Here is a 21,648-nt window from a genome sequence, read left to right as displayed (position 1 = left end):
TCAGTACACCCAGCGGTAGGCCGCCGCCACCCGTGCGTCGTCCAGGTCCTCGACGGCCGCCGCCTCCCCGAGCCGTACGGCGGTCACCGCGTCCGCGAGGACCGGGCCCAGCGCGGTCCGCAGCACCTGGTCGGCCCGGAACCGCTCGACGGCCTCCGGCAGCGACTGCGGCAGCCGCCGTACCCCGAGAGCCGCCGCCTCGTCCGGGCCGTAACGGGCCGGGTCGCCGGTGATCTCCTCCGGGAGGGCGAGGGACGAGTCGATCCCGTCCAGGCCGGCGGCGATGACACAGCCGAGGGCGAGATAGGGGTTGGCGGCCAGGTCGACCGGTTTCACCTCCAGGTTCGCCTCCTGTTCCCGGCGGCCCGCGGAGCCGGTGATCACCCGCAGCGCGGCCTCACGGGTCTCCCGGCCCCAGGCGGTGAACACCCCGGCCCACTGCGACGGTTTGAGCCGCAGGTAGCTGGCGGGACTCGGCGCGGTCACCGCCGTCAGCGCGGGCAGGCGGGCCAGGATCCCGGCCGCGAAGGACTCCGCCTCGGGCGTCATGCCGTAGCGGCGCTCCCCGCCCGCGTGCAGGTTCACGCCCTCGCGCCAGCAGGAGACGTGGACATGGCCGCCGTTGCCGACGCCCTCGGCGGACACCGCGGGCGAGAACGACACCCTGAGGCCGTGCCGCTGCGCGACCGCCCGGATGGTCTGCCGGACCAGCACGCTGCGGTCGGCCGCCGCCACCGGGTCCAGCGCGCCCGCCGAGACCTCGAACTGCCCGGCGGCATACTCGGGATGCAGCTGGTCGACGGGCACGCCCTGGGCGTCGAACGCGGCCAGCAGATCGGCGGTGTAGTCGCTCAGCTCGACCTGCCGGATCGCGCCGTACGCCGGTCCCGACACCGCCGGCACGAACTCCCCGGGCGGTGCCGAGCCGAGCCCGACCGCCCACTCGACCTCGATCGCCGCCTTGAAGGCGAGGCCGTGCCGGTCGGCGGCGTCGGCCACGATCCGGCGCAGAAAGGTTCGGGCACAGCCGGGGTGCCGCTCTCCCTCCTGGGCGATCCGGTCCACCGGCGCCCACGCCCAGCCGGGCTGCCCGGCCAGCTCCACCAGCTGGTCCAGGTCCGGATACAGGCGCAGGTCACCGTCCGGGGAGCCGAGGACGTCGGTGGTGACGATCGAGTCGTCGGCCAGGAAGGTGTCGAACACCGGGGACATGCCGACACCCCAGGACACGGCCGCTTCCAGCCGCGCGGTCGGGACCGTCTTCACCCGGCAGATGCCCGCGGTGTCCACATAGGCCAGCACGATCCCGCGTACCCCCCGCGCGGCGAGGTCGGCCGTGAGCCCCGCGACCCGGCGCAGATCCTCCGGGCGCCCGCCGGGCACGGGGTCGGCAAGCGTGGTCATACGTCCTCCTCGGCCATATGTCGTCCTCGGCCATATGTCGTCCTCGGCCCTATGTGGTCCTCGGCGCCGGTCCGTCCGTGCCGGCGCGGGTCCGCCTGCCCGTGCCGGCGTCAGGGTTTCACGGCAACGGCGCCGAACTGCGGCACCGCGGCGGCGGATTCCGCCCCGGCGCGCCACTGCGAGCAGGGCACCAGACCCGGCTCGACCAGCTCCAGGCCGTCGAGGAAACCGGCGATCTCCTCGCGGCTGCGGGCGGTGATCGGCGGGGTGGCGTTGGCGTTCCAGAACTCCATCGCAGCCCGGTTGCCCTCGCCGCCCACGTCGGCGTCGTACGTCGGGTGGGTGAGGACGAGATGGCTGCCCGAGGGCAGCGCCGCCAGGAGCCGCCGCACGATGTCCCGCGCCTGGTCGGTGTCCAGGACGAAATTCAGGATGCCCAGCATCATCAGCGCGACCGGCCGGGTCAGGTCCAGGGTCTCGGCGGCGCGCTGCAGGATGCCTTCCGGGTCGTGCACATCGGCGTCGATGTAGTCGGTGACGCCCTCGGGAGAGCTGGTGAGCAGCGAGCGGGCGTGCACGAGCACGATCGGGTCGTTGTCGACGTACACGATCCGGGACTCGGGGGCGATCCGCTGCGCGATCTCGTGGGTGTTCTCGACGGTCGGCAGGCCGGTGCCGATGTCCAGGAACTGCCGCATCCCGCGCTCGGCGGTCACGAACCGCACCGCCCGGGCCAGGAACGCCCGGTCCGCGCGGGCCACCGCCCGGATCACCGGGAACATCCCGGCGACGTGCTCACCGACCCGCTGGTCGACCTCGTAGTTGTCCTTGCCGCCGATCCAGTAGTTCCACACCCGGGCGTTGTGCGCCACGGAGGTGTTCAGCCTCTCCGGCCCGGCCGTCGGGGAGTGGCCCTCGGTCACGTCGCCGCCCTTCTCCGGTTCTCGGTTCTCCGCCGTCATTGTGCCGCCCGGTGATCGCGCTGTCCCGGGAAACGCGCACCGTGGGCGGTTCGGGGCGGGTCAGGGACGTTTCGGTGCATCGGGGACCGGCTCCGGGACGTTTCGGCGCATGAGGAAGACTGGACCGGTACGCCGTCCCCGACCGGAAGCAGGACATGCCCGCCACGCCCACGCCCCTCCTGGACCACCCCGGCCCGCCCGCCGGCCGCGCCGACATCCGGCTGATCGTCACCGACATGGACGGCACGCTGCTGGACGACGCCAAGCGGATCCCCGACGGGCTGTGGCCGATGCTCGCCGAGCTGCGCCGGCGGGGTGTGCTGTTCAGCCCGGCGAGCGGCCGCCAGTACGCCACGCTGGCCCGGCAGTTCGCATCGGTCGCCGAGGGGATGGTGTTCATCGCGGAGAACGGCACGTATGTGGTCCGCGACGGCGTGGAGCTGAGCTCCGACACGATGCAGAAGTCCGTCGCCGCCGGGGTGGCCCGTACGGTACGACGGCTGGTCGCGGACGGCGAGGACGTCGGCGCCGTGGTGTGCGGCAAGCGGTCGGCGTATGTCGAGCGGACCGACGAGGCGTTCCTGGCGGAGGTCCGCAAGTACTACGCGGTGCACCGGATCGTCGAGGACGTCACCGCCGTCGAGGACGACGTGATCAAGGTCGCGCTGTTCGACTTCGGGTCCGCCGAGCACTCCACCGCCCCGGCGCTCACCGAGTTCGCCACGACCCACCAGGTCGTGGTCTCCGGCGAGCACTGGGTTGACGTCATGAACCGCAGCGCGAACAAGGGCACCGCGCTGCGCGGCCTGCAGCGGGCGCTCGGCATCACACCGGCGCAGACCATGGTCTTCGGCGACTACCTCAACGACCTGGAGATGCTCGACGCCGCCGAGTGGTCCTTCGCCATGGCGGGCGCCCACCCCGAGGTCGTCCGCCGAGCCCGCCACCTCGCCCCGTCCAACAACGACAACGGCGTGCTGCGCACCATCGCCCACGTGCTCGGGATCACCGTGTAGCGGTGTGCGTACCCGGCCGGTGCCGGTCAGCGGACGATGCCGACTCCGCCGTACAGCGAGACCGGGCCCGCGCCGTCCGGTGCCTGTGCGTGCCGCCAGCCGTCGACCGGGACGACACCTGGTTCCAGCAGGTCGAGTCCCTCGAAGAAGGCGGCCACCTCGTCCCGGGAACGTGCGACCAGGGTCACCCCGCCGGCGGCGTACGCGGCGACGCCCTTCTCGACGTTCTCCGGCTCGAAGTCGGCCGTCATCATGGACAGCACCAGGCAACTGCCCGGCGCCAGCGCCTGGACCAGCGTCGACACCACCTCGTGCGCGCCGTCCTCGTCGGCGACGAAGTGCAGCAGCGCGATCAGGGACAGGGCCACCGGACGGCCGAAGTCCAGGACGTGGGCGGCCTGTTCGAGGATGGCGCGCGGATCGCGGGCGTCGGCCTGCACATACTCCGTCACGCCCTCGGGGGTGCCGCGCAGCAGCGCGCCCGCGTGGGCCAGCACGATCGGGTCGTTGTCGACGTAGACCACGCGGGCGTCGGGCGCCACCGACTGGGCGATCTGGTGCAGGTTCGGCTCGGTCGGTATGCCGGTGCCGATGTCCAGGAACTGGCGGATGCCGGCCTCGGCGAGCGCGCGCGTGGCCCGCTGCATGAACGCGCGGTTGGCGCGCGCGGCCCGGGGTGCGCCGCCGCCGTCCACCGCCGCGATCTGCCGGCCGAGCCGCTCGTCGACGGGGTAGTTGTCCTTGCCGCCGAGGAACCAGTCGTACACCCGGGCCGGATGCGGCCGTGTGGTGTCGATGCGCTGTGCGGCCGCGGGCTCGGTCCCCGTCACGTGCTGCTCCTTCACGCCCGCCGAATGCACTCCCGATCGAATGCACTCACGATCGAATGCGAGCAGCAGTCTGACACGATCATGATGCGCGGCGCAGACAGTCTTCGGCCACCTCCTTGTCGAGTGCGGCCCGCACCAACGCGGCGGCCAGCACGGCCGGTTCGGTCCTCCCGGCGAGTTCGGTGAGCTTGTCCGGATCCTTCGGCAGGCCGAGCCGCTGTGCCCCGGAGAGTGCCTTGTCGTCCAGATAGGGCGCCACTTCCGGCCATACGCGCTGGGCCTCGCGCAGGAAGATGTCGGCGCCGGCCGGACCGACCCCCGGCTCCTCCTGGAGCAGCCGCCTGAGTTCCCCGGTGTCGCCGTGCGCCTCCTCGTGCAGCCGGCGCAGATCGCCGGACCAGCGGTCCAGCAACAGCTCGGCGCCGTCGCCGAGTTGGGTGGCGGTGCGCTCGTCGTAGCGCCGGTAGCCGCCGCGGCCGAGCGCGTCCACCCGCTGCTGCCAGTCCGCCTCGGCCATGCGGCGCGGGCTGTCCAGGTGGTCCTCGTGCAGGGCCTGCGCGGCGGCCACCGCGACGGAGGCGCGGATCCGGGCGCTGAGCAGCAGGGCCAGCACCAGCAGCCGGTACAGCGGCTGCGGGGTGTCCTTCAGCTTGATGCCCGCTTCCTCGGCGTAGGTCCGCCCGTACTCCGACAGCAGTTCGTGCAGGACCCTCTCGTCGCGGTTCACGGCTACGGCTTGAGCGGATCGTGGCCCAGTGTCATCAGCCGGTGCCGGCGGCGGGTGTCCTCCGGCGCCATCTCCGGCTCCGGCTCGTCCGCCATGTCCACCAGGTCTCCGACCGTGTCGACGACCTTGTGCATCACGCGGACGTCGTCGTCGGTGAGGTCGGTGCGGCGCTTCTGGAGGATGGCGAGGACATGCTGTCCGGTCTCCGTGCCCGCCTCATCGGGCAGCGGCTCGGTCGCCTCGTCGGCGTCCCGGACCCGCAGCCAGGCCGCGAGCTCCGCCGAGGTCATGTTCACCACGCGGTGGAAGTCCTCCCACAGCGCTTCGATTTCGAGGGAGTCGGCCATGGGTCTCCCCTTCCGTGCGGGGGTGTCGTGCTAGCTGGAGGCGGTCTCGCGCGGATGGTTCTCGGCCTCGAACATCCAGCGCTGCTTCTCCAGGTCGGCGGTGACGGAGATCAGCAGGTCCTGGGTGACCGGGTCGGGCTCCGCCGTGGCGGCGATCCGCTCACGGAGCCGGCCGACGGCCGCTTCGAGCGCCGCCACCATCAGCTCCACGACCTCGGTGTCGCGCAGCCGGCCGTCATTGGTGCCGGGCAGTGCGAAGGCCGCGGCGACGGTCTCGGGCCGGCCGTCCGCGGGCACGCCCAGTGCCGCGGCGCGCTCGGCGACCGTGTCGGAGTGGGCGCGGGCCGTCGCCACCACCTCGTCGAGCTGGAGGTGGATCGACCGGAACCGCGGGCCCACGATGTTCCAGTGCGCCTGCTTCCCGATCAGTGAGAGTCCGAGCAGGTCCACCAGGGTGTTCTGCAGGGCGGTCCCGGTGACGGCGAGCGCCTCCTCGGGCAGCGTGCTCTTCATCACCGTCATGGTGCGTCCGTCCCCTTTCGTCGCTTGCGTTGGGTCGTGTCCGAAAGGGCGGGTGCCCAGCGCTCGGGGGAGCAAACAGGCCTGATCAGCGGGGCAGCGACCGGTCCAGGAAGCGGATCACCTCGGCGAAGGCCGCCTTCTTGTCGGTCTCGTGGAACACCTCGTGTCGCGCCCCGGCGAAGACCCGCTCGGTCAGCCCGGAGCCGGCCAGCCGCTCCACGCCGATCCGGCTGCCGGGCAGCGGCACCAGCCGGTCGTCGTCCCCGTGCAGCCACAGGAGCGGCAGCGGGCCGATGTCACCGCCCCGGTCGACGGTCTCCAGGGTCCGTGCGAACGCCTCGAGCGTCGCTCGCTTCATGGGCCCGTGCCACACCAGCGGATCGGCGGCGTAGGCGGCGCCGACGGCCGGGTCCCGGGAGAGCGCGGCCGGGCTCACCGGGGTGTCCGGGATCTCCGGCAGGGCCAGCAGCCGCCCGGGCAGCTCCCAGGCGCCGATCACCGGCCCGGACAGGATCAGCGCGCTCAGTTCGGTGCCGTACCGCTGGGCGTAGCGGGCCGCGATCAGCCCGCCCATGGAGTGGCCGACCAGGACGAGCGGAAGTCCGGGGTGTGCGGCCCGGGCGAGGTCCGCCACCGCGTGCACATCGCCGACCACGTCCTCGAAGTCCTCGATCAGCACCCGCTCCCCGGCCGACCTGCCATGGCCTTGGTGATCGGGCCCGTACACGGCCGCCCCGTGCCCGGTGAGCACGGCCGCGAGCTCGTCGTACCGGCCCGCGTGCTCGCCGTATCCGTGCACCACCAGGGCCAGGTACCGGGGCGCCGGGTGCGGCCACTCGCGTACGGCGACCGGGCCGTGGGTGCCGTCGAGGATGTGCTCGCGGACGTGGTGCATGTCTCCTCCGGGTGTGTCGGTGAAGCTCCGGGGGGATCTTCCCAGCGGGCCGGGCGGAGGTCTATAGTCCAAAACTAGCAGTGCTAATTAAGTCCCCGTGTGGTCCGCCGATCGACAGTGCCGTCGATCGGTCGTAGGTCAGGAGTCGAAGCCGTGCGTCCCGTCCACTTCGCGGCCGCCCGCCGCACCCCCATCGGCAAGCTGCGCGGAGCCCTGTCCTCCGTCCGGCCCGACGACCTGGCGGCGACCGTGATCCGCCACCTGGTGGCCGAGGTGCCCGCCCTCGACCCGGCCCGGATCGACGACGTCTACTGGGGCGCGGCCAACCAGGCCGGCGAGGACAACCGCAACGTCGCCCGCATGGCCGCCCTGCTCGCCGGACTGCCCGACTCGGTGCCCGGCGCCACCGTCAACCGGCTGTGCGCCTCCGGCCTCGAAGCGGTCACCGCCGCCGCCCGCACCATCGCCGCCGGCGAGGCCGACATCGTGATCGCGGGCGGCTCCGAATCCATGAGCCGCGCCCCCTTCGTGCTGCCCCGGCCCGACGAGGCGCTGCCGCAGCGCATCGAGACCTACGACACCCGGCTCGGCTGGCGCCTGGTCAACCCGGCGATGAAGGACCTGCACGGCCTGCTGTCCATGGGCGAGACCGCCGAGGAGGTCGCCGAGCGGTACGGCATCTCCCGTGCCCGCCAGGACGAGTTCGCCCTGCGCAGCCACCAACTCGCATCCGCCGCCCGCAAGAACGGTCACTTCGACGACGAACTCCTGTCCGTGGAGCGGCCGGACGGCATCACGGTCGAGCAGGACGAGTGCGTCCGCGAGGACACCTCGCTGGAGAAGCTGTCCAGGCTGAAGCCGGTCTTCCGCCAGGGCGGCACGGTCACCGCGGGCAACGCGTCGCCGATGAACGACGGCGCGGCCGGGCTGCTCCTGGTCAGCGAGGAGGCACTGAACGAGCTGGGCCTGGAGTCCCTCGGCCGCTATGTCGCCGGCGCCTCCGCGGGCGTCCACCCCGACGTGATGGGCATCGGCCCGGTCCCCGCCACCCGCAAGGTCCTGGCCCGGGCCGGCTGGGACATCGCCGACCTCCAGGAGGCCGAGTTCAACGAGGCGTTCGCCGCCCAGGCGCTCGCCTGCGTCGACCAGCTGGGCATCGACCCCGACCTGGTCAACCCCACCGGCGGAGCCATCGCCCTCGGCCATCCCCTCGGCTGCTCGGGCGCCCGCATCCTGACGACGCTCCTGCACCGCATGCGCCGCACGGGCGCCGCGCGGGGGCTCGCGACCATGTGTGTGGGCGTGGGGCAGGGGAGTGCGGTGCTGGTCGAGCGGCACTAGCGCTTTTCCGACGGGGGGATCTGGTCAGTCGAGCCGCAGCAAGGAAACGGAGCAGCACTCCATGGCAACCCTGTCCGTCGCCGCCATCCTCGCCGAGAACGCCCGGCGTCGCCCTGAGAAGACGGCGCTCGTCGAAGGCGATCTGCGGCTGTCCTTCGCCCAGGTGTGGCACAGGTCCCTGGCCCGGGCCGGCGCGCTCACCGGGCTCGGAGTACGGCCGGGCGACCGGGTGGCGTTGATGGCCCCGAACACCGCCGAGTTCCCGGTCGCCTACTACGCGATCGCCGCGGCGGGCGGGGTGGTCGTCCCCGTGCACCTGCTGCTGTCGGCCGGCGAGGTCGAGCACGTGCTCCGGGACAGCGGGGCGACGCTGCTGCTCGTGCACCCGGCCCAGGCGGCGACCGGCCGGGCCGCCGCCGAGGCCACCGGCGTCAAAGTGGTCGTCCTGGGCGAGGAGTTCGACAAGCTCGCCGCCGACGCCGAGCCCCTGCCGTCGTACGTCACCCGCGCCGCCGACGACCCGGCGGTGATCTTCTACACGAGCGGGACGACCGGAGTGCCGAAGGGCGCCGTGCTCAGCCACTTCAACCTCGTGATGAACGCGACTGTCAACGCCTTCGACGCCAACGACATCCGTGCCGACGACATTGCCCTCGGCGCGCTGCCGCTGTTCCACGCCTTCGGCCAGACGGTGTCGCTCAACTCCACCTGGCGGGCGGGCGCCACGCTGGTGCTGCTGCCCCGCTTCGACGCGGCCCGCGCCATCGAGCTGATGGTGAAGGAGGGCGTGAACACCTTCCAAGGCGTGCCGACCATGTTCGTCGCCCTTGCCGCGGCCGCCCCGGACGCCGGCGCGCTGCCCGCCCTGCGCGTGTGCGTCTCGGGCGGGGCCTCGCTCCCGGTCGCCGTACTGGAGCGATTCGAGGAGGCGTTCGGGGCGAAGATCTACGAGGGGTACGGGCTGTCGGAGACCTCGCCGACGGCCACCGTCAACCAGCCGGTCTTCGGCACGAGAGCGGGCACGATCGGCCACCCGCTGTGGGGCATCGACGTGGAGATCGCCCGCGCCGAGGTGGAGGGCCGCATCGAACTGCTGCCGCCCGGCGAGCTCGGCGAGGTCGTCATCCGCGGCCACAACATCTTCTCCGGTTACCTCGGCCGGCCCGAGGCAACTGCGGAGGCTCTCGTCGACGGCTGGTTCCGCACCGGTGACCTCGGCACCAAGGACGAGCAGGGCTTCCTGAGGATCGTCGACCGCAAGAAGGACGTCATCATCCGCGGCGGCTACAACGTGTACCCGAGGGAGGTCGAGGAGGTGCTGATGCGCCACCCCGGCATCGCCCAGGTCGCGGTCATCGGCCTGCCCGACGAGCTGCACGGCGAGGAGGTCTGCGCCGTCGTCGTACCGGCGGCTGGCGCCGCGCCCGACGCCGCCGGGATCACCGAGTGGTCGAAGGAGCACCTCGGCCGGCACAAGTACCCGCGGCGCGTGGAGTTCACGGACGCGATGCCGCTCGGGCCCAGCATGAAGGTGCTCAAGCGGGAGCTGCGGGCGCAGTACGCGGAACGGTCATAGCGGGCGGCACGAACGGGTCATAGCAGGCTGAAGGGGTCGCGGCAGGGGCCACCTGGCGAGACGGTCCTTACGCCGGACGCTTGTCAGGACATAGTATCGGCCCCCGCATGAACACAATGACGCTCTGGCACATATCCGGCTGGGGGTTCGCGGCGCTCGCCTTCGCGGCCCTCCTCGTCGGCTTCTCCAAGACCGCGGTGAGCGGGGCCAACACGGTCAGCCTCGCCGTCTTCGCGGCGGTCCTGCCCGCCCGCGCCTCCACCGGCGTCCTGCTGCCCGTACTGATCGCCGGTGACGTCCTCGCCGTGCTCACCTACCGGCGGCACGCCCACTGGCCCACCCTGTGGCGGCTGTTCCCGGCCGTCGCGGCCGGGGTGGTGGTCGGCACGCTGTTCCTGATGTGGGCCGACGACGGGATCGTACGGATTTCGATCGGCGCGATCCTGCTGCTGATGGCGGGGGTGACGATGTGGCGGCGGCGCACGGCGGACGCCGGGGCGGCACCGGAGCAGGTCACCTCGCGCGCCGGCCGCGCGAAGGCCCGCTCGTACGGCGTGCTCGGCGGGTTCACCACAATGGTCGCCAACGCGGGCGGCCCGGTGATGTCGATGTACCTGCTGTCCGCCGGCTTCCGGAAGCTGGGCTTCCTCGGTACCTCGGCGTTCTTCTTCCTCATCGTGAACGTCTCGAAGGTGCCGTTCAGCGCGGGCCTGGGCCTGATCGACGGCCGTTCACTGCTCCTCGACGCGGCACTCGCCGTGTTCGTCGTCCCCGGTGCGCTGTTCGGAAAGTGGGCTGTGAAAAGGATCAACCAGCGACTCTTCGAACAGCTCGTGATCGCGGCGACGATCGTCGGCGGGGTGCAACTGCTACTGCGCTAGCCCCAGCAGCGCCGGGAGGTCCGCGAAGGAGTCCAGCACCTGGTCCGGTGTGCCGCTCGCGCCCTCCAGCGCTTCCTGCTGGAACTTCCCCGTGCGCACCAGCACCCCGGTGAGTCCCGCCCGTTGCGCCGCGAGCACGTCCGACTCCACGTCGTCGCCCACCATCAGCGCCTGCCCGGCGTCCACCCCCAGCCGGGCCAGCGCCGCCTCGAAGAACGCCCGGGACGGCTTGCCCGTCACCTCCGCCTCTGTGCGCGCGGCCCGCTCCAGCCCGAGCAGAAAGGCACCGGAGTCCAGCTGCAGCCCGGCGTCGGTCCGCCAGTACAGGTTCCGGTGCATGGCGACCAGCCGCGCACCCCGCTGGAGGAACCCGAACACCCGGTTGAGCGAGGCGTAGTCCAGCTCCGGCCCGGCACCGCCGAACACGACCACCTCGGGATCGTCGTCCACCAGGGTGACATCCCCGAGGTCCTCCGCGATGTCCCCGCTGTTGAGCAGCGCGCAGCGGGCGCCCGGGAAGTGCTCGGCCAGGTGCGCGGCGGTGACCGCGGGCGCGGTCAGGACGTCCTCGGCGCGCACGTCGAAACCGGCGCCGCTCAGCGTCTCGGCGATCGACGCCCTGGTCCGGGACGTCGTGTTGGTCACCAGCGCCACGCCGAGCCCCGCCGCGCGGATCGCGCGCAGCGCCTCCACCGCGCCCGGCAGCGGCTTCCAGGAGACGGTGAGAACGCCGTCGATATCGATCAGCACGCCACGCACGGAATCCATGACCTCCATGACCCAAGACCGTAGCGACCCGCCCGGCGGACCGTCCCGTACCACCTCGTACGCTCACCCCTATGCCCGCGCACGTCCTGATCCTCGGCGGCACCGCCGAGGCCCGCCGACTCGCCGCCGACCTCGCCGCCCGGCCCGGGATCCGGGTGACCACGTCGCTGGCCGGCCGGGTCGCGCGGCCGGGAGCGGTGGCGGGCGAGGTACGGATCGGTGGCTTCGGCGGTGCGCAGGGACTGGCAGACTGGCTGCGCACGCAGCACGTGGATGCCCTGGTCGACGCCACCCACCCCTTCGCCGAGGCGATCACGGCCAACGCGGCGCACGCGGCGGCGGCCACGGGAGTTCCCCTGGTCGTCCTGCGCCGTCCCGGCTGGCGACCGGGCCCCGGCGACCGCTGGTACGACGTCCCGTCCCTGGCCCGCGCCGCCGAGGCGCTGCCCGGCCTCGGCCACCGGGTGTTCCTCAGCACCGGACGGCTGGGCCTCGCCGCGTTCGCCCACCTGACGGATCTGCACTTCGTCGTACGGTCGGTCGACCCGCCCGAGCCGCCCATGCCGCCGGACACCGAACTGGTCCTCGCCCGCGGCCCGTTCACCGTCGCCGACGAGACGGAGCTGCTGCGCGCCCATCGCATCGAGGTGCTGGTGACCAAGGACAGCGGCGGCGAGGCCACGGCCGCGAAACTGACGGCGGCGCGTGAACTCGGCTTGCCCGTCGTCGTCGTACGGCGCCCCCCGTTCCCGCAGGGCGTGACGGCGGTGTCCGACGTGGCGGGCGTACTGGAGTGGCTCGGCCTCAGCCCTGAGCGAGGACCGACTTCCGGATCCGGTCGACGGTGCGCAGCACCTCGTCCCGGTTCCTGGCGGACTTGATCCACACCGGCAGCCGGGCGACCAGGGTCATCTTCTGCCCGGTGTCGTACCAAGGAGCGCGCTCGCGCAGATCGGCGGCGGCATAGCGGCGGATCAGGTCGAGGTGCCGCAGGTCGTACGCCCACAGCCGGCCGTGCCGGGTTTCCCGCTGGAGCCACAGACGGGTGCGGAAGTAGGGGTCCTCGGCGGGTCCCCCCGAGCCCGCCCACAGGCCGATGCCCCGGCCCGCCCACGTACGGGACACACCGCAGGAGCGGCAGACCAGACGCCGGGGCGCGAACAGCGGCCGTGCTTCGGGGTGCGGCTGCCGCTCGACGCGGGCGATGCGGTCACAGCGCGGGCAGTGGACCAGGACCGAGTCCAGGAAGTCGTACTCCGTGCTGCGTGGATCGCGGAAACGGACGGGAGAGCCGGACATGGCCCGAGTATGACCGGAGCCGGGTGCCCTGCTCACCCGGTTTTCGGCTTCATACGACCGCTTCCCCGGCCGGGGGCCGGCGCCGCTACTGATCCCCGGGGTTTCTGCGCAGCAGATACGTGTCCATGATCCAGCCCTTGCGCTCGCGTGCCTCGGCCCGCACCCGCTCGATGCGCGGACCGGCCTCGGCGATCGGGCCGGAGACGAGGAGCTCGTCCGGAGTGCCGATATAGGCCCCCCAGTAGATGTCGATGTCCTCCCCGGCGTACTCCCGGAAGGCCTGGTGCGCGTCCAGCATCACGACCACGTCGTCCACGCCCTCGGGGAAGCCCTCGGCCAGCCGCCGCCCGGTGGTGATCTGCACCGGCCGGGCCACCCGGTTCAGGCCTGTGCGATGCCGGGCGACCAGGGCGGAGACACTGCTGATGCCGGGTATGACGTCGTACTCGAACGCGACCGCGCCGCGCTCCAGCACCTCCTGCAGAATCCCGAGCGTGCTGTCGTACAACGCCGGATCCCCCCACACCAGGAAGGCGCCGGTGCCGTCCTCGTCCAGCTCCTCGGCGATCAGGCGCGCGTAGATCCCGGCGCGGGCGCTGCGCCAGTCCTCCACCGCCGGCGAGTACGCCGACCCGCCCGCCTTCCGGTCCCGCTCCGGGTCACGGGCCTCCACCACCCGGTACGAGCCCTCGGGCAGATGCGCGTCCAGCATGTCCCGGCGGAGCTGGGTGAGATCGCTCTTCACCTCGCCCTTGTCGAGCAGGAAGAACACATCCGTGCTCCGCAGCGCCTTGACCGCCTGCAGGGTCAGCTGGTCGGGGTCGCCCGCGCCGATACCGATGACATGAATCTTTCGCACGCCCCGAGTCTGCCGCATGCCACTGACAGCGGGTGCACCGCGTCCACACACCCTGCGACGGCACCGGTTTCGTCAGGAACGGAGCCGGGGCGCCTCGCCCTCCGCGTCCACGGGTCCGTCCCCGCTCTCCAACCGCCCCGCCAGCTCCCGCGCCCATCGGGTGAGCCCGGCGAGATCGATCCCGTACGGCCGGTCCTCGCCCTGCTCCGTCTCCCAGTCCGCGAGCGCCCCCGCGCCCCTCCGCAGCAGCCGTGCCCCGCCTACGGCGTTCCCGCGCGCCGCGTGCGTGAGGCCCACCGCCAGCTGGGCGAGGCCCCGCCACAGCGCGCGCTCCTCCTCGGGCCCCGACTTCCAGGCGTCCTCGAACACCTCGTGCGCATGGAACGGCTTCCCGGCGTCCAGCAGCGCCTGCGCCTCGGTGACCGTCTCCTGCGGCCGCCGTACGACACCCTCCGGCTGCCGGGGGACCCCCTCCGTGCCGTAGGCCAGCGGCCGGCCGAGCCCGTCCCGGGGCCGCGCACTGCGCGCCCGCCCCTGAGGGTCCCGGTCCCTGGCATCCGATGCGCCCGCGTTCGTCATACGACCGATTGTCCCCGGCTCACCCCGGGGCCCTCTTCGGCCCACCCCCGAAGGTGGGGTAAAGTGCTGTTCGCGCGATCAAGCGGGTCACCGCGAGTGAGCGCAACGGGACGTGGCGCAGCTTGGTAGCGCACTTGACTGGGGGTCAAGGGGTCGCAGGTTCAAATCCTGTCGTCCCGACTTGCGAGAGTCGTGGGTCAGGGGTGGTGTCGGAGCAGTCCGGTACCACCCCTTGATCATGTTCGGGCACCGGATCGCCCGGTGGTCAGGGCGATCACCGCGCCGGCCAGGAAGCGACCGCTGATGATCGAGCTGCCGCAGGCGTTCGTACACAGCACCGTCGAGCGCGAAGGAGAGCCGGGCAGGGCCTGGCTCTGCGCTCTGCCCGGGATCGTGGACGACCTGCTGCGGCGCTGGGGGTGCGTACGCGATGGTGACGTCCTGCACGGCGGCGTCGGACTGGTCGTCCCGGTGCGCCGGGCCGCGAGCGCGGACATCGCCATGCTGAAGGTGTCGTTCCCGCACCCCGGCAACGTGCACGAGCCGGACGCCCTCGCGGTCTGGCGTGGCCGGGGAGCCGTCCTGCTGCACGCACGGGACGACGAACGGTTCGCGATGCTGCTGGAGCACGCCCGCACCACGACCCTGGCACAGACGGCGGACGGCGACGAACTTCTCACGGTCGCCGGGCGGATCAACCGCCGCCTCGCGGTCCCCGCCCCGCCCGGTCTGCCCAGGCTGCGGGAGCGGGCCGACGCCTGGGAGGAGCAACTGCGCACGGACACGGCGAAGCTGCCGCACCGGCTGCCGCGGCACGTGGTGGACGCCGCCGTGGCGACCGCACGAACTGGGCCGCGGCCGGCCGGACACGCTCGTCCACGGTGATCTGCACGCCCGCAACATCCTGCGTGCCGACCGCGAGCCGTGGCTCGCGGTCGACCCCAAGGGGTACGCGGGCGACCCGGCGTACGACGGGGGCACGCTGCTGAAGACCTACGCGGTGCACCGGGCCACGGCCGGTGATCTGCCGAAGGACGTGCGGCGCGCTCTCGACGTGTTCGCCGAGGCCGCCGCGCTCGATCGCGAGCGCGTCCGGCGCTGGGCCCAACTGCACGCCGTTCAGGCCGCGTTCCACGGCCGTCGGCATGGATTCCGCAGGGCCCGCCAGGGGGTGCGGCTCGATCGGCTCATCGCCCTCGCCGACCACCTGGCGGTCCTGCTCACGGAAGTGGACTCCCGGTGAGGATCACCGCGGTTCCCGTACGACGGCGACCTCGCCCGGCGGGACCGTCACCGAGTCGTGCAGCTCCTTGCCGGTGAGGAGTTCCGTCGCCCCCGGTGCGATGGGCACCTCCGCGCCCTGCCCGGCGTGGTCGATGACGAACAGGTAGTCCGCCTCCGGGCCGCGCCGGCGGACCACCTCCACACCGGGCGGGGCCGTACGCACCGGTTCCACGCCCGCCTCGCCCCGGACCCGGTCCAGCAGCGCGGCCAGGGTGGCCGGGTCCGGAAGCGTGGCCAGGTACCAGGCGGCGCCGGTGCCGTGCGGGCGGCGGGTCACCGCGGGGACGCCGGACAGGGGGCCGTCGGCGTACGACGCGACCGCCTCGGCGCCCTCCAGTCGCAGGCGCTCCGACCACAGTGTGCCCGCCGCCCCGGCCGGCACCGCGCCGGACAGCGCGACCTGTTCGCCGGGCAGCAGCGGGAACGGTTCGTCCGAGCGGACGCCGAGCACCTCGCGGAACGCGCCCGGGTAACCGCCCAGCCGCACATGGGAGTTGTCGTCCACGGCCCCGCTGTGGAAGCCCATGGCGAGGGTGCCGCCGCGCTCGGCGAACGCCGAGAGGTTCGCCGCGCCTTCGTCGTCCACCAGGTACAGGCTGGGGACCAGGACCAGGCGGTAGGCGGACAGGTCCGTCTGCGGCCGTACGAAGTCCACCGCCACGCCCGACCGCCACAGCGGCTCGTACCAGGCCCGGACCAGGTCGGCGTAGCGCAGCTCGCCGCTGGGCTGCGAGGGCAGTTCGAGGGCCCAGCGGGCGTCCCAGTCCCAGACGATCGCCACCTCGGCCGGGGTCGTGCTGCCCCGCACCTCCGCCAACGCCCGCAGGTCCGCGCCCAGGCGGACCACGTCCCGCCAGATCCGGCTGTCGGTGCCCGCGTGCGGCACCATCGCCGAGTGCCACTGCTCGGCACCCGCCTTCGACTGCCGCCACTGGAAGTACGCGATGCCGTCCGCGCCGCGCGCCACGTGCGCGAGCGCGTTGCGGCGCAACTCTCCCGGTCTCTTCGCACGGTTGACGGGCTGCCAGTTCACCGCGCCGGTGGAGTGCTCCATGAGCAGCCAGGGGCCGCCCGCGAGGGAGCGGGTCAGGTCGCCGCTGAGCGCGATGTCGATCTCCGACGCCGGGTCGGTGGACATCAGGTAGTGGTCGTTGGAGACGATGTCCAGCTCCGGTGCCCAGCGCCAGTAGTCGAGCGCGTCGAAGTTGAACATCACCATGAAGTTGGTGGTCGCCGGGATCGACGGCGCCGCCGCCCGCAGTACGTCCCGTTCCGCCGTGCACAGCGACAGCAGTTCGTCGGAGCAGAACCGGCGCCAGTCCAGCTGGTGGGTCGGGTTGGGTACGGCGCCGGTGGCGCGCGGCGGCAGGATCTCCTCCCAGTCGTAGTACCACTGGCTCCAGAACCGTGTCCCCCAGGCGTCGTTGAGCGCCGCCAGGTCGTCGCCGTAGCGGGCCCGGAGCCAGCGGCGGAACGCGGCCGCGCTGGTGTCGCAGTAGCAGGCCGCGTTGTGGCAGCCGTACTCGTTGTGTACGTGCCACATGCGCACGGCTGGATGGGCCGCGTACCGCTCGGCGAGCGCGCCCGCGATGCGCAGCGCGGCCTCGCGGTAGGCGGGGGAGGACGGGCAGAAGGTCTGCCGGCTGCCGTAGGAGAGGGTGCGGCCGTCGCGGTCGACCGGCAGCGCCTCCGGGTGGGCGCGGAAGAACCACGCCGGAGGCGCCGCCGTGGGCGTGGCCAGATCGGCGGCGATGCCGTTCTCGTGCAGCAGGCCGAGGACCTTGTCCAGGCGCGAGAAGTCGTAGACGCCCTCGGCCGGCTCCAGCAGCGCCCAGGAGAAGATGCCGACGCTGACCAGGTTCACCCCGGCCTCGCGCATCAGGCGCATGTCCTCGGCCCACACCTCCTCGGGCCACTGCTCGGGGTTGTAGTCGCCGCCGTAGGCGAGGCCGGGGACGGACAGGGTGCGCTTCACGTCGTTCTCTTTCACGTGCGGGCGTCTCAGCCCTTGTTGGAGCCCAGGGTCAGGCCGCTGACGAACTGACGCTGGAGCGCGAAGTACACGACCAGGGTCGGGATCGCGGTCAGCAGCGAGCCCGCGGCCACCAGGTTGGGGTCGGTGAAGTACTGGCCGGAGAGGTTGTTCAGGGCCGAGGTGATCGGCATGTTCTGGCCGGTCGAGATCAGCACCAGCGCCCAGAAGAAATCGTTGTAGATCCAGATCGACAGCAGGGTCGCCAGGGCTGCCATCGCCGGCTTGCACAGCGGCAGCGTGATCTGCCAGTACAGCCGCCACACCGAGGCGCCGTCGACCAGCGCGGCCTCCGTCAGCTCGTGCGGCAGCGAGCGCATGTAGTTGCTCAGCACGAACGCGCAGAACCCGGACTGGAACGCCACATGGATGAGGACCAGGCCGAGCGCGGAGTCGTACAGCTTGCCGCTCTGGGTGATACCCGGCAGGTTCGTCAGCAGGTACAGCCGGTACAGCGGGGTGATGATGACCTGCTGCGGCAGCAGGTTGCCGGCCGTGAAGACCAGCAACAGGGCGAGGTTCAGACGGAAGTCGAACCGGGCGACGTAGAACGCCACGCAGGAGGACAGGAACAGCGTCAGCAGCACGGCCGGGATCGCGATGACCAGCGTGTTGCCGAAGTAGTGCAGCATGTCCGACTGCTGATACGCGTTCGTGAAGTTCTCGAACGTCAGCTTGCTCGGCCAGGAGACGTAACCCTTGGCGCTGGTCTCGCTGTACGGCCGCATGGCCGAGAAGATCGCCCACAGCAGCGGCGCAAGCCACGCCAGCGCCGTGCCGGCGAGGAAGACGTGCAGCAGGACACGGGCCGGGCGGATCGGGGCGCGCCGCTTCAGCGGCAGAGTGGTGCTGCTCATGCGCGCCGCTCCTTCCGGAAGGTGGCGATCAGATACGGGATGATCACCGCGAGGGAGATCACCAGCAGGACGACGGCGATGGCGGAGCCGTAACCGATGCGGCTGGACTCGCCGATGATGTTGTTGGTGACCAGGATCGACAGCAACTCCGTGCCCTGGGCGCCCTTGTTGAAGACGAAGACCAGGTCGAAGGCGCGCAGTGCCTCGATGATCGTGACGACCAGCACGACCGTGTTGGTCGGGCGCAGGGTCGGGAAGATGACGCTCTTGAACGTCTGCCACTCGTTGGCGCCGTCCAGCGCTGAGGCCTCCCTGAGGGAGGGGTCGACGCTCTTCAGGCCTGCCAGGTACAGGATCATCATGTACCCGGTGTGCCGCCAGGACGCGGCGATGAGGACCGCCCACAGATTGAGGTGCGGGTCGCCGATCCAGTCGATGTAGTGGCCCGGCTTGTTGGCGCCGATGATGCTGTTGATCAGGCCCGTGTCCGGGTTGTAGATCAGCTGCCAGACGAAGCCGATGCAGGCCATCGAGATGACGACCGGCAGGAAGAAGGCGGTCTGGTAGATCCGGCTGAAGCGGATCCGCTTGTCCAGCTGCACGGCCAGGAAGAGGCCGAACGGCGTCGGGATCAGGATCAGTACGACGAACCAGATGATGTTGTGCTGGACGGCGGGCCAGAACTGCGGGTTGTCGTTGAAGAGTTGCTTGAAGTTGTCCAGGCCCACCCACTTGATCGAGTCGAACCCGATGCCGTCCCAGGTGGTGAAGGCGAGGAAGATCGAGGCGATGGCCGTGACCCACACCAGGAGCACGTGCAGGATCGTCGGCACGCCCGCCATCAGGGCGAGCGTGAACCGGTCACGGCGGGTCAGCAGGCGGCGATGGCCGTGCGTGGCCCGCGTGCGCGCGGGCGAGGCGCCCGGAGGCGGCACGGCGGCCGCCTCCGGGGACTTCGTGGTCGTATCGGTCGTCATCGGGCCGCTCACTGGGACGCGAAGATGGTCTTCTTCTGGCGCTCGATGGACGACAGCAGGCTGTCCACGCCCTTCGGGTTCTGCAGGAACTTCTGCAGGCCGGGCTGCATCACCGTGGAGGTGAAGTCGGGCCGGGAGTCGCGGTCCATGAACTGGGTGAGGTTCTTGGCGTTGCCGATCATTTCGAACGCCTTCTTCTGCAGCGCCGAGTACGCGGAGGTGCTGGCCTTGTTCGATGCGGCGACCACGCTCGGGTCCGTCTTGAGGTACATCTCCTCGGCAGCCGGACTGCCCAGGTACTCCAGAAGCTTCACGACACCGTCGTGGTTCTTCGGGGACTTGCTCACCATGAAGCCGTCGGTGGGCGCCTCGACCGTCTCCTGGCCGTACGCGGAGTTGATCTCCGGGAAGGGGAAGAAGTCGAGGTCGTCGAGGTCGGCCTTGTTGGTGAACTGCTGGGCCACGAACGAACCGAGGAGGTACATGCCGGCCTTCTTGGACACCAGCGTCTGCGCGGCGTCCTCCCAGGTACGGCCCATGAAGCCGTCCTGGTGGTAGGGGAGGAGCTCGCTCCAGTGGTCGAAGACTGCCTTCACCTTGGGGTCGGTCCAGGCCGCCTTGCCCGCCATCAGCTGGACGTGGAAGTCGTAGCCGTTGAGGCGGAAGTTGATCTGGTCGAAGGTGCCCATCGCCGGCCAGGCGTCCTTGTCGCCGAAGGCGATCGGGACCAGGCCGTCCTTCTTCATCTGCTTGCACAGGGCGACCAACTGGTCCCAGGTGGTGGGGACCTGGTAGCCGTGCTGCTGGAAGACGCTCTTGCGGTAGAAGATCGCCCAGGGGTACGTCGTCAGCGGCACGAAGTAGTACTTGCCGTCCTGGCCCTTGCTGAGCTTCTTCATCGCGTCCGGGAAGTTGTCCCCGATCTTCGCCCACACGTCGTCGATCGGCGAGGCCAGCCCCTTCGCCGCGAAGAACTGCATGCGGTAGCCCGCGAACCAGTTGAACACGTCGTCCGGCGTGCCCTGCAGATACGAGTTGATCTGCTCCTGGAAGGTGTTGTGGTCCTTGGTGTTCACATCGACCGTGATGCCGGACTGCTTCTTGAAGTCGGCGTACACGGCCGCGAAGGCCTTCTTCGGCACGGCGTCCGAGGCGTTGGAGCCGAGGGTGACGGTCTTCGGGTCCGAGGCGGAACCGCTGCCTCCGCAGGCGGACAGCAGGGGTATGCCGGCACCGGCGAGCAGCGCGGCACTGCCTGCTCCGCGCAGCACGGAACGGCGGCTGGGACCCGGGACGGAGAGACCGGAGGGGGAGAGGCGCATGGCGGCTCCTGAGGAATACAGGGCTCGGTCAAGGGGATGAGCCGATCACCGAAAGGTCGTCGAAACCGATCAGAAACCAACTCGACCGAACATCGTGGGCGTAATAACAGCCCCATGTCCGCTCATGAGTCAATAGGTCGGCCCCTCCTGAGCTGTCTCTTGCCCGAAACGTAATCGTCACTGTTACCTGCGTGTTCACCGGGGTGCAGAGCCGACAGCCCCCACGGCACGGGCGGCCGAGGGGGCTGTGTGAACACGGGTGATTCCGCTTCGGGTGCTGACCAGCGGTTCGGGTCCGGGTTGGCAGTTCAGGTACGGACCAGTAGCTGGAAGTCGAAGGCGTACCGCGACGCCCGGTACACATGGCTGCCGTACTCCACCGGGCGGCCCGTGACGTCATACGCGGTGCGCCGCATGGTGAGCAGGGCCGCACCCTCCTTCTCGTCCAGCAGGGCGCCCTCCCCGGCCGTCGCGCTGCGGGCGCCGACGGACTGGCGGGCGCTGTGCAGGACGATTCCGGCAGACCGCATCATGCGGTACAGACCCGTCGACTCCAGTTGCTGGGTGGGGAGTTCGAGAAGTGAGGCGGGCAGGTGGTTGCACAGGAACGCCACCGGCCGGCCGTGGGTGCAGCGCAGCCGCTCCAGGACGGTGACCTCGGCGCCCTCCGCGAGCCCGAGCGCGGCCGCCACCTCCGCGCTCGCCGGGACCCGTTCGTTGCGCAGCACCCGGGTGGTCGGGCCCTGGCCGGCCGACTCCAGGTCGTCGTAGAGGCTGCTGAGCTCCAGCGGCCGTCTGACCTTGCTGTGCACGACCTGCGTGCCCACCCCGCGGCGACGTACCAGCAGTCCCTTGTCGACCAGGGACTGGATCGCCTGGCGCACGGTGGGGCGGGACAGTCCGAGGCGTACGGAGAGGTCGACCTCGTTGCCCAGGAGGTTGCCCGGGGCCAGCACGCCGTGTTCGATGGCCGCCTCCAACTGCTGGGCGAGCTGGTAGTACAGCGGCACCGGGCTGGTGCGGTCCAGGGCGAAGCTGAGGGAGTCGACCGCGCGATCACCCGGTGCCGTTCGCTGCGGGGTGCGGTGTACTGGGCTCATGTCTCTCAGGTGTAGGTCCCGGAAGCCTGGAGTGTCAATGGTTTGTACTTACATTCGAACCTACTTCTGA

The 21,648-nt window shown here is 71.2% G+C and carries 21 protein-coding genes, 1 tRNA gene and 1 pseudogene; 7 read left to right on the top strand and 16 right to left on the bottom strand.

The features are described from left to right. Both ACWCQS_RS38395 and ACWCQS_RS38390 read right to left on the bottom strand, forming a co-directional pair. On the bottom strand, positions 1-1,404 hold the full coding sequence (locus ACWCQS_RS38395; RefSeq protein WP_451008779.1) for a glutamine synthetase: 1,404 nt from the start codon (positions 1,402-1,404) through the stop codon (positions 1-3). Positions 1,405-1,514: 110 nt separating this feature from the next. After that, entirely contained in the window at positions 1,515-2,327 is an 813-nt protein-coding gene (locus tag ACWCQS_RS38390) for an SAM-dependent methyltransferase (protein ID WP_451008808.1), read from the bottom strand. A gap of 194 nt (positions 2,328-2,521) precedes the next feature. On the opposite strand from ACWCQS_RS38390, the gene ACWCQS_RS38385 reads away from it, so the two are divergent. After that, complete coding sequence (locus ACWCQS_RS38385) at positions 2,522-3,382, top strand: Cof-type HAD-IIB family hydrolase (protein ID WP_451008778.1); 861 nt, start codon at positions 2,522-2,524, stop codon at positions 3,380-3,382. A gap of 26 nt (positions 3,383-3,408) precedes the next feature. Here the strand turns inward: ACWCQS_RS38385 and ACWCQS_RS38380 are convergent, their stop codons facing one another. The 5 genes from ACWCQS_RS38380 to ACWCQS_RS38360 all read right to left on the bottom strand — a co-directional run bounded on the left by ACWCQS_RS38380 (position 3,409) and on the right by ACWCQS_RS38360 (position 6,703). After that, positions 3,409-4,212, bottom strand: coding sequence for an SAM-dependent methyltransferase (locus ACWCQS_RS38380; RefSeq protein WP_451008777.1), 804 nt, complete (start codon positions 4,210-4,212; stop codon positions 3,409-3,411). A 79-nt stretch (positions 4,213-4,291) separates the two neighbouring features. Further along, the gene (locus tag ACWCQS_RS38375; protein ID WP_451008776.1) at positions 4,292-4,939 is read right to left on the bottom strand and encodes an endonuclease; all 648 of its coding nucleotides are present in this window, start codon (positions 4,937-4,939) and stop codon (positions 4,292-4,294) included. A gap of 2 nt (positions 4,940-4,941) precedes the next feature. Then, entirely contained in the window at positions 4,942-5,286 is a 345-nt protein-coding gene (locus ACWCQS_RS38370; RefSeq protein WP_451008775.1) for a DUF3140 domain-containing protein, read from the bottom strand. A gap of 30 nt (positions 5,287-5,316) precedes the next feature. After that, complete coding sequence (locus ACWCQS_RS38365; protein ID WP_451008774.1) at positions 5,317-5,808, bottom strand: Dps family protein; 492 nt, start codon at positions 5,806-5,808, stop codon at positions 5,317-5,319. Between the two features lie 85 nt (positions 5,809-5,893). Continuing rightward, positions 5,894-6,703, bottom strand: coding sequence for an alpha/beta hydrolase (locus ACWCQS_RS38360; RefSeq protein ID WP_451008773.1), 810 nt, complete (start codon positions 6,701-6,703; stop codon positions 5,894-5,896). A 153-nt stretch (positions 6,704-6,856) separates the two neighbouring features. Between ACWCQS_RS38360 and ACWCQS_RS38355 the strand changes: the two genes are divergently transcribed. The 3 genes from ACWCQS_RS38355 to ACWCQS_RS38345 all read left to right on the top strand — a co-directional run bounded on the left by ACWCQS_RS38355 (position 6,857) and on the right by ACWCQS_RS38345 (position 10,501). Then, positions 6,857-8,044 carry a thiolase family protein gene (locus ACWCQS_RS38355; protein ID WP_451008772.1) on the top strand — a complete coding sequence of 396 codons (1,188 nt, stop codon included), beginning with the start codon at positions 6,857-6,859 and terminating at the stop codon, positions 8,042-8,044. A 61-nt stretch (positions 8,045-8,105) separates the two neighbouring features. Beyond that, complete coding sequence (locus tag ACWCQS_RS38350) at positions 8,106-9,620, top strand: long-chain-fatty-acid--CoA ligase (protein ID WP_451008771.1); 1,515 nt, start codon at positions 8,106-8,108, stop codon at positions 9,618-9,620. A gap of 107 nt (positions 9,621-9,727) precedes the next feature. Continuing rightward, on the top strand, positions 9,728-10,501 hold the full coding sequence (locus tag ACWCQS_RS38345) for a sulfite exporter TauE/SafE family protein (protein WP_451008770.1): 774 nt from the start codon (positions 9,728-9,730) through the stop codon (positions 10,499-10,501). Here the strand turns inward: ACWCQS_RS38345 and ACWCQS_RS38340 are convergent. Then, complete coding sequence (locus ACWCQS_RS38340) at positions 10,490-11,269, bottom strand: HAD-IIA family hydrolase (RefSeq protein ID WP_451008769.1); 780 nt, start codon at positions 11,267-11,269, stop codon at positions 10,490-10,492. The two genes, ACWCQS_RS38345 and ACWCQS_RS38340, sit on opposite strands and share 12 nt — an antisense overlap. Positions 11,270-11,340: 71 nt before the next feature. Here ACWCQS_RS38340 and ACWCQS_RS38335 point away from each other — a divergent pair, with 71 nt between their 5' ends. After that, on the top strand, positions 11,341-12,150 hold the full coding sequence (locus ACWCQS_RS38335; RefSeq protein WP_451008768.1) for a cobalt-precorrin-6A reductase: 810 nt from the start codon (positions 11,341-11,343) through the stop codon (positions 12,148-12,150). Here the strand turns inward: ACWCQS_RS38335 and ACWCQS_RS38330 are convergent. The 3 genes from ACWCQS_RS38330 to ACWCQS_RS38320 form a co-directional block, all read right to left on the bottom strand. Continuing rightward, entirely contained in the window at positions 12,074-12,568 is a 495-nt protein-coding gene (locus ACWCQS_RS38330; protein ID WP_451008767.1) for a hypothetical protein, read from the bottom strand. The two genes, ACWCQS_RS38335 and ACWCQS_RS38330, sit on opposite strands and share 77 nt — an antisense overlap. Positions 12,569-12,653: 85 nt before the next feature. Next, complete coding sequence (cobF, locus tag ACWCQS_RS38325) at positions 12,654-13,427, bottom strand: precorrin-6A synthase (deacetylating) (RefSeq protein ID WP_451008766.1); 774 nt, start codon at positions 13,425-13,427, stop codon at positions 12,654-12,656. A gap of 72 nt (positions 13,428-13,499) precedes the next feature. Beyond that, positions 13,500-14,006, bottom strand: coding sequence for a DUF309 domain-containing protein (locus ACWCQS_RS38320; RefSeq protein ID WP_451008765.1), 507 nt, complete (start codon positions 14,004-14,006; stop codon positions 13,500-13,502). 106 nt (positions 14,007-14,112) lie between these two features. Here ACWCQS_RS38320 and ACWCQS_RS38315 point away from each other — a divergent pair. Further along, a tRNA-Pro gene (locus ACWCQS_RS38315) sits at positions 14,113-14,186 on the top strand. Between the two features lie 123 nt (positions 14,187-14,309). Next, positions 14,310-15,249 (top strand): annotated as a pseudogene (locus tag ACWCQS_RS38310) (aminoglycoside phosphotransferase family protein). Positions 15,250-15,252: 3 nt separating this feature from the next. On the opposite strand, the gene ACWCQS_RS38305 reads toward ACWCQS_RS38310, so the two are convergent. The 5 genes from ACWCQS_RS38305 to ACWCQS_RS38285 form a co-directional block, all read right to left on the bottom strand. Next, complete coding sequence (locus ACWCQS_RS38305; protein WP_451008764.1) at positions 15,253-17,265, bottom strand: beta-galactosidase; 2,013 nt, start codon at positions 17,263-17,265, stop codon at positions 15,253-15,255. Positions 17,266-17,291: 26 nt separating this feature from the next. Beyond that, positions 17,292-18,179, bottom strand: a complete 888-nt coding sequence (locus ACWCQS_RS38300) for a carbohydrate ABC transporter permease (RefSeq protein ID WP_451008763.1) — start codon at positions 18,177-18,179, stop codon at positions 17,292-17,294. Then, positions 18,176-19,156, bottom strand: a complete 981-nt coding sequence (locus ACWCQS_RS38295) for a carbohydrate ABC transporter permease (protein WP_388626812.1) — start codon at positions 19,154-19,156, stop codon at positions 18,176-18,178. The genes ACWCQS_RS38300 and ACWCQS_RS38295 overlap by 4 nt, the downstream gene beginning before the upstream one ends. Positions 19,157-19,164: 8 nt before the next feature. After that, positions 19,165-20,478 carry an ABC transporter substrate-binding protein gene (locus ACWCQS_RS38290; RefSeq protein WP_451008762.1) on the bottom strand — a complete coding sequence of 438 codons (1,314 nt, stop codon included), beginning with the start codon at positions 20,476-20,478 and terminating at the stop codon, positions 19,165-19,167. Positions 20,479-20,786: 308 nt separating this feature from the next. Further along, positions 20,787-21,578: a GntR family transcriptional regulator gene (locus tag ACWCQS_RS38285; protein WP_451008761.1), complete on the bottom strand. Its 792-nt coding sequence runs from the start codon at positions 21,576-21,578 to the stop codon at positions 20,787-20,789. Positions 21,579-21,648 lie beyond the last annotated feature (70 nt).

Source organism: Streptomyces sp. NPDC002076, from assembly GCF_053593835.1.
Note: the sequence above shows the minus strand (reverse complement) of the source record. Positions and strands in the feature narration are given on the sequence as shown.